This window comes from Rhizobium sp. SVR5-9E (assembly GCF_056755095.1).
Genome location: NZ_JBNDHS010000299.1, coordinates 1 through 340 on the forward strand (window position 1 = coordinate 1; position 340 = coordinate 340).

General features: G+C 47.4%; 1 protein-coding gene. It reads right to left on the reverse strand.

The features are described 5' to 3' along the window. On the reverse strand, nt 1–340 hold a 340-nt coding region (locus ACPYOJ_RS34885; protein ID WP_481420310.1), incomplete at both ends, for a hypothetical protein.

The window sequence follows — 340 nt, forward strand, 5'->3', positions numbered from 1 at the left end:
GCGGAAGTAAGATTAAATGTTGCACTTCCGGGAACATAACAGGCAGTCAGCGTTGCATTTTGTACAGTCGGCGAAGTTCCTCCAACGATCGTTATGGATGCTGTTCCCGGACAAGTATTTCCCGGCAAAAATACCTGAACGGTATAGACTCCGGGTTGCGTTGCTGTATAGGATGCATTTGTAGCCCCAGGGATAGGATTAGCCCCCAACAGCCACTGATAAGTAGCTCCACCACCCTGAACTGATGCAGTAAGTGTCTGAGGCGCATTATCACAAACATTAATAGAAGCAGGAAGTGCAACACCGGCAGGATTTAAAAGCTGAACACCAATATCACTGT